We start from the raw sequence: 7,570 nt of genomic DNA on the forward strand, positions 1-7,570 counted from the left end.
ATAGCACCATAAATAAATGTATGTAACAAAAGCCTTGAAGGTTCTTCGGCAATTTCTCTACGAAGATAGAAATAACTTAAAAGCGCAAGAGCCGGTGCAATCGCACAGGAAAGTAGTACGAACATGATCTTACTCCTTCCATTTTACTATTTATATTATACATTAATTTCTTCTCATTTTGTTAAATTTCTGGAGGTTATATCAATGAAAAATATCTTACTTATCCATACCGGCGGTACTATTTCAATGCAGGTAAATGCAGAAACAGGTGCAGTAGTACCTTCAGAAAGCAATCCATTACTGGTAGAAGCAGATAAATTAAATAGCCTAGCACATATTATTGAGCTGGAAATATTCAATCTTCCTTCCCCACATATAACTCCCTTTGAGATGTTCCGTATAAAAGAATTAATTGATCAATATATCGATAAAGGTGAAATTGATGGAGTGGTAATCACTCACGGTACAGATACTTTAGAGGAAACTGCATATTTTTTAGATTTAACGATTGGACCAGCCATTCCTATCGTGCTTACCGGGGCTATGAGGTCTGCTAATGAAATAGGATCAGATGGCTTATATAATCTAGTGTCGGCTATCCAAGTCGCTTCGTCTGATGATGCAGTTGGAAAAGGAGTTTTAGTTGTATTAAATGATGAAATACATACAGCGGTAAATGTTACGAAAACACATGCCAGTAACGTCAGCACATTTCAAAGTCCGCAATATGGTCCTATCGGATTTATCTCTAAGTCTATTGTATATTTTCATCACACCCCTAATCATCAGCCTGTTTTTCCAATTCAACAGATTAACAAGAAGGTTGCTTTGTTTAAAGTCTATGCAGGGATGGAAGCCGATCTCTTAGAAGCAGCCGTAAATGTTGGATATGACGGGATAGTTTTAGAGGGATTGGGCCAAGGCAATGTACCACCTAGCCTAGTACCAGCAACTCAAGATTTATTGAATAAGGACATCCCTATCGTTCTTGTATCTAGGTGCTTTAACGGAATTGCCCAGGACGTATACGGTTATATGGGTGGCGGGAAAGGCTTAAAGGAGTTAGGAGTTATCTTTGCTCAAGGCTTAAACGGCCAAAAAGCTAGACTAGCTTTACTAATCGCCTTAAATCATCCAGATCCAAAACAAGCTCTTCTTAGTATATTTGCTAGGTAAGATAAAAAGTCTGTGATAACTTAATAAGCGCTGGAGCTATGTAACCCGGTGAACAGACCTAATAAAAGCTCTCAAAAAAGCAAATACCTCGAGAGATTTTTCTCTTGAGGTATTTTAAAAAATAGTCCTGTAAATTGGTAAGCTATAGTAAAGAAATTAATTCACTTTCATTTGAAAAGAAGAAAAGTCTATAAGCTTTCTTCTTTTCTTTTAATTTCTTTAGCTATTAGCTCACCATGGAAGCGACCGTTTTCTATAAAAATTTCGTTTGCATTATTTCCTGCTGCTATTACTCCTGCAATAAAAATACCTTCCACATTTGTTTCCATGGTTTCTGGATTATGAGATGGTCTTCCACTTTCGTTATCAATGGCTACTCCCATTTTTTCTAAAAAAGAATGGTCTGGATGATAGCCCGTCATAGCAAAAACAAAATCATTTTCAATGTCGAACTCGCCCTCTGATCCTTTTAATGTCACTTTGTTTTCTTCAATCGATAAGACTTCAGTGTTAAAGTGCATTTGGATTTCGTTGTTTCTTACACATCCCTCGAACTCTGGTAAAACCCATGGCTTAATGCTTGAGGAGTATTGTCCCCTGCGATATACCACTGTAACATTGGCTCCTGCTTTATTTAGCTCAAGAGCAGCATCGATTGCTGAGTTTTTACCTCCAATTACTAAAACATCTTGGGAAAAGTATGGATGTCCTTCTTTAAAGTAGTGAAATACCTTCGGAAGATCCTCTCCGGGTATTCCCATGTAATTAGGATGGTCGTAATAACCTGTAGCTACTATTACGCTCTTAGCTTTGTAAGAGCCCTTAGAGGTAGTTATTTGAAAATGATCAGTAGACTTTTCAACACGTTCCACTTGCTCATATTTGTTAACCTGAATATCTTTACGTTTCACTACCTCACGATAATAAACCAAAGCCTGGTTTCTTTTTGGTTTTCTTTCTTCTACGATAAAAGGTACATCTCCAATGGAGAGCTTTTCACTCGTACTAAAAAAAGTTTGATGAGTAGGATAGTTGAAGATAGTATTCACCACATTTCCTTTCTCAATAACGAGCGTTTCTAATCCCATTTCTTGAGTAGAAATTGCTGCTGATAGTCCACAAGGACCCCCTCCAATTACCACTACATCTAAAACTTGTTCCACGTATAAAACTTCCTTTCTTACTATATGTCTATCTCTCCATGTTATGAAGGGTTATGATATGACACTCAGATTTAGCTCCTAAGCGCAGTGGCACTCCGGTAGTACCAAATCCATTACTTATTAATTCTGCGCGATTTTCTTTTAATCGGTAGGAGCCTTTTTCGTAAATACCAATAGGTCCTATACGAATTTGTCCGCCGTGTAAATGCCCAGCTAGCATTAGCCGTGGCTTACTTACCTTAAGAGCTGAATGGAAAAATGCCGGTGCATGACTTACAAATATGATAATATCCTTTTCTTCCACCAGATTAAATGCATCTGCAATTATTACTTTCCCTACAAATCCATCATTTATCCCTACTAAGCGAATAGGTATCTTTCCTTCGGAGATCGTGACAGAAGTGTTGTTTAACATTTGAATGTCTAGCTCTTGAAATATAGACAATAAGTTAGATTCGCCTACTTCACGATCATTATTTCCAAATACATAAAAAACAGGACCAAGCTTTTTTAATTGTTTCAGATTGAGCTTTGTCCTCATCAAAGGTACACCTTTTTCTGTCAGGTCCCCTCCTATGATTACTAAATCTACCTTTCCAATGATGGAATGGATTAATGTATCATCTATTTTCCTGCGATGTATATCAGAAATAAAAAATATATTCAATTGTGTCCCTTTTGGCATTTCTTTCACAAGGAGATGATGTTCTTTTACATTAGTTTGAAATGCTAGAAAAAGCATGTAAAGGAAGAGAATGATACCTGCAATAACAATGGTGATTCCTATCGATAACACTTATTATATTCCCCCTAAACCAAATAAGAAAAGCGAAAGCTCCTATACCTTACCCGTTAATCATATCAAGAGTTTAGAATAGCCCTTAAGCTACTATATTCCTATTTGATCACGAGGTTCAAGGCAAACTATTCACTAATCCGTTTCCAAGCAAAAAGACAGGGAATGACCCCTGCCTTTGAACCGATCTATATTACTCATCCTTGTCTATATGTAACACCCGGAAGCCTGACTTTTCTAGGTCATGGATAATACGATCTAATTTCTGTTCGTTATCAATCTTAAGAACGATTCGACGCACAAGCTTGTCAGTTTCATCAAAAGTAACTAAGGATATTACGGAAGTGTGATACTTGTGAAGAATATCAGACACTTTCAAAATTCTTCCTTCTGATTCTACTGAAGTAAAGGCAATTCGTGTTCCCTTCGTATTCATTCCAAAGGCACTCTTAAATTGATGTATCGTATCGTATCGAGTGACAAGACCTAAAAATTTCTCATCCTCTACTACTGCAAGAATTGGAAAATCATATAATTTCATAAACGCTTGCTCGAATACATCACTTGTTTTGACAAAGGTATCTTCCCTAGTCACTACATCTGACACTTTTGTCTGTTTTAAAAACGTTTCTTTATCTGTATTACTGTAAAAATACGCCTTATATAACAGATACTTATTGAACATTCCCAAATATTTTCCTGACTCAATAATTGGTAGAGCATCAATATCCTTAGCTTCCAGTTCATTTAAAGCATCCAATACGGAAGATTCTCCACTAATCGTTAAGCATTTTTCCTTCGGGATCATAACACTTTTTACAAACATGCAAACACCTCTTTCTCATAGGTCTATACTTATATATTCTATAAAAAGGTTATTTATCCTCCCATCTGTTCATTATGGTAAGATTAATTTTTGTCCTTCATAAATTTCATTCGAAGCTAGACCATTAGCAGCTTTAATTTTTTCAACTGCATCTGGATTTTTATAATAGTTCATAGCTATTCGATATAAAGTCTCATTTCCTTTAACAATATGCGTTTTAGCCTCAGTTTTAGGCTTTTCTACTTTTTCTTCCTTCTTAGGTTCCGCCTGTACTGGTGCTTTCGGTTCTTCCTTTTCCACAGGTGCAGGTACTACTGCAGGAGTTGATTGGGCAACCTCAGTGGACTCTTCTGGCTTTGTTTCTTCTATTTTTTCTGTTTGAGCTGGTTGTTCGTTAACCTCTTCATCTTTTTCATCTTTCTCATTTGAATTAGAGATTGGTTTTGTTTCCACTTCAATTCTAGCCTCTTCTGTCGTCTCTTCTTTATCAGGCACATAGAAGAACTGGACATAGAGTAAAAAACTTGCGGGCAATAATATAAAAATAGCAAATAAGGTTGGTAAAAGAAGGTTCTTTTTCTTTTTCTTCTTGCCAGTAGCATTTCTTCTGCTTCTTCTCAATTCTGATGATTCATTTTCTACCCCAATGGATTGTCTATGCTCTTCTATTTTTTTTTGATAATCATCTTTACTCATTTTTTCAAACTCCATTCTTCCACTTATCTACTACTATTATGACGAATTTTGTTGAAAATGTAAATGTTGTTAAGAGCTATAAGAGACTATTTAATCTACTCTTCCAATCAAGTTTAGTAGTATTAACAGTGGTTTTTTCGTGTAGCTGAAATATTTCCTGAAGATTTAGAGTACATTTTGAACAACAATTTTTGGGCTTCCTTGTTAACCTTTGACCAAAATGAGCTAATAATTGTTCCCTTATACAAACCTCATTTTGTAAAAGGGTGTACAAATCTTGTATTTCTCTCCACTTTTTTTGTCGAATACGTTGAAAAAGATTAATCGTTTCTTGCTGGGATAATTCCTTTTTCCAGTAATCTAATATTCTTTGTGTCGTTTCTGATAAAACTACCTGATCACTATTCCGATAAGCAATTTCAATATCCTGCTCCTCTGGAAATTCTTGCATAGCTACAAAATAGGCTTGTTCAACATCAGATTGCATATAAAGAATTGTAGCAATCGACTGTTCCCCATCCCTCGCAGCTCTGCCTACCTCTTGCATATAGTTGGCTATAGAGGTTGGTATGTGATCATGTATAATTTGCCTAATGTTATCCTTATGTATTCCCATACCAAAAGCGTTCGTGGCGCAAATCCAATCTAGATGTCCTTGCTGGAATTGCTGCTGGATAAGAATACGATCCTCTTGATCCATTTTCGAGTGATAATAAGCAACCTTTACTCCCTTTTTTTGAAGCTCCTGGGCATAAAATTGTGTTTTCTTTCTAGACTGGCTATAGATAATCCCAGGGCCAGTTGTGTTAGTGACTCTATTTATGATCCAGGTCAGCTTTTCTTTTTGGTTTTCTACCTGATAGGATTCATAGGCAATATAAGGTCGATCTAAGGAATGAATATACTCAAATGGCTCTTTCATTAATAATGTATGTTCAATGTCCTTTATCACTTCGTTGGTAGCAGTAGCAGTTAAAGCGAGCACGTTCACATGTCGAAATGCCTGAAGTGATTTAGAAACTCTTAAATAGTCTGGTCTAAAATCAAACCCCCATTGAGAAATACAATGCGCTTCATCTGCTACTATGAACGCAATTGAAATACTAGAAAGCCTTTGTTGAAAATACTCGTTTTGCAGCATTTCTGGTGAAGTAAAAATAAATTTATATGTTTTCAAGCGAGATAATGCTTCTTCTCTTTGTTCAAAGGATAAAAAGGAATTGATCGCCACCACTCGTTTTTCACCTAGCATTTTAAGCTGCTCCACCTGGTCCTGCATTAAGGAGAGCAATGGAGAAATGACTAGAACTGCTCCATCCATTAAATAAGCGGGCAATTGGAATAATAATGATTTCCCCATTCCCGTCGGCAAAATAGCCACAACGTCGTTTCCCGACAATACTCGTTCAATAATTTCTCTTTGCCCTTCTCGAAATTCTGCATAACCGAACCGAGTCTGAAGTATGTGCTGAAGCTGATCCATTTTCATACACTCCTTTCAAGAGCTAAAGCTAATCTAATTTGAAAATAGCTTAACTCTGGTAAACTATCTCGAATTATTTTCAATTTTTTCGTTTTATTTTTAGTCGAGATCATCAAAACTCGATGGATATCTTCTTCTGAAATAAAGGGTGTAAGAGACATACTTTTATTAGTAGAAGCGATTTCTATTAAATGATCTTCTATCGTATTTACTTTAAGAGATCTGATAGAGGCGATTTCTTGTAAAGAATAGCCTTGCGCTAAGAGCTGTTCTGTCTTTAAGGCAGATTGGGTCAAAGGATTATGTACAAAAATATCTTGTGCTAATTGGGTTAAATCAGGATGGTCTACTTCATTTAAATTAGTTAAAATAATGTGTAGTGCTTCTACAAATTGAAGCTTCATATCTGTAACCGACGACTCGTATGCCATAGCCAGCTGATCCCACGTCAATCCACTTATTTGATATCCACTCAGTCTATAGATAAGCAACGTCCGATGAATGTCCCCTAGACTTGGATGCAATAACAGGTGTTCAAGTTGACTTTTAAAGCTTTGCTGAAACTTGTCGGATTTATAATCTCTTCCTCTTAAATAGCTTTTGACGAATTGGTGAACAAAATAATCCTTCTGGTTTGGTATAAATCTTGATTCATTGTTCTTAAAGTGGGATAGAGTTTGCACGACTAATTCTAATCTTCCCCAAAAAACTTTTTCATTTCCTCTTAATAGCCATCCATTAAACAGCGGATTTTTATAACCCTTTAGCTGAGCTTCCCCTTTGTCACTGACCCTTAGCAGAGTGTCATGCTGCTCAATCCAGCTGTATTCATAGAGCTTAGATAGCTCCTCTTCATACTCTTCCTTTGTGAGTTTCGGGTAAATAGAGAAATATTGATGCAAACTAAAATATGTCACATCTTGTATCGTTTGACCTGATTTTTTTCCTTTTAATAAGTAAAAAGAAGCCATTGCTGACCGCTCTCCATTAAAACTTTGTATGATATTTAGTAATAGTTGGCTAAAATACAAGTTAAATACCTCACAGTTTAAAAGTATTTTTGTTGAAAAGTAATGAAAACAGCTTTAGAATGAATAAGATAGCTAATTCGTATAAGTAGAATTAAAGGAGAGAATATACTAATGGCAAAATACACTATAGTAGATAAAGATACATGTATCGCATGTGGAGCTTGTGGAGCAGCTGCTCCAGATATATATGACTATGACGATGAAGGTATCGCCTTTGTTATTTTAGATGATAACACGGGGACAACAGAAGTTCCAGAGGAATTGATGGAGGATATGGAAGACGCATTTGAAGGCTGTCCTACAGATTCCATTAAAGTTTCAGAAGAATCATTTGAAGGCGACGCACTTAAATTCGAATAGTACAGTAAAGGCCAAGAATATGAGTAACTCATATTCTTG

The 7,570-nt window shown here is 36.1% G+C and carries 8 protein-coding genes; 2 read left to right on the plus strand and 6 right to left on the minus strand.

Annotated elements, in window-relative coordinates:
* Positions 1-204: 204 nt before the first annotated feature.
* Entirely contained in the window at positions 205-1,176 is a 972-nt protein-coding gene (locus tag AC06OU_RS01355; protein ID WP_475853526.1) for an asparaginase, read from the plus strand.
* Positions 1,177-1,364: 188 nt separating this feature from the next.
* Here AC06OU_RS01355 and AC06OU_RS01360 read toward each other — a convergent pair whose 3' ends face one another.
* The 6 genes from AC06OU_RS01360 to AC06OU_RS01385 all read right to left on the minus strand — a co-directional run bounded on the left by AC06OU_RS01360 (position 1,365) and on the right by AC06OU_RS01385 (position 7,111).
* The gene (locus AC06OU_RS01360; protein WP_475853527.1) at positions 1,365-2,339 is read right to left on the minus strand and encodes a YpdA family putative bacillithiol disulfide reductase; all 975 of its coding nucleotides are present in this window, start codon (positions 2,337-2,339) and stop codon (positions 1,365-1,367) included.
* 28 nt (positions 2,340-2,367) lie between these two features.
* A complete protein-coding gene (locus tag AC06OU_RS01365; protein WP_475853528.1) occupies positions 2,368-3,135 on the minus strand; it encodes a metallophosphoesterase in 768 nt (255 codons plus the stop codon).
* A 193-nt stretch (positions 3,136-3,328) separates the two neighbouring features.
* Positions 3,329-3,961: a CBS domain-containing protein gene (locus AC06OU_RS01370; protein ID WP_475853529.1), complete on the minus strand. Its 633-nt coding sequence runs from the start codon at positions 3,959-3,961 to the stop codon at positions 3,329-3,331.
* Positions 3,962-4,033: 72 nt separating this feature from the next.
* Positions 4,034-4,657 (minus strand): LysM peptidoglycan-binding domain-containing protein, encoded by a 624-nt coding sequence (locus AC06OU_RS01375; protein WP_475853530.1) that lies wholly within the window; start codon positions 4,655-4,657, stop codon positions 4,034-4,036.
* 76 nt (positions 4,658-4,733) lie between these two features.
* A complete protein-coding gene (locus tag AC06OU_RS01380; protein ID WP_475853531.1) occupies positions 4,734-6,140 on the minus strand; it encodes a RecQ family ATP-dependent DNA helicase in 1,407 nt (468 codons plus the stop codon).
* Between the two features lie 2 nt (positions 6,141-6,142).
* Positions 6,143-7,111, minus strand: coding sequence for a YpbB family protein (locus AC06OU_RS01385; RefSeq protein WP_475853532.1), 969 nt, complete (start codon positions 7,109-7,111; stop codon positions 6,143-6,145).
* A 171-nt stretch (positions 7,112-7,282) separates the two neighbouring features.
* Between AC06OU_RS01385 and AC06OU_RS01390 the strand changes: the two genes are divergently transcribed.
* A complete protein-coding gene (locus tag AC06OU_RS01390) occupies positions 7,283-7,531 on the plus strand; it encodes a ferredoxin (RefSeq protein WP_169359599.1) in 249 nt (82 codons plus the stop codon).
* Positions 7,532-7,570 lie beyond the last annotated feature (39 nt).

This window comes from Psychrobacillus sp. (genome assembly GCF_056205495.1).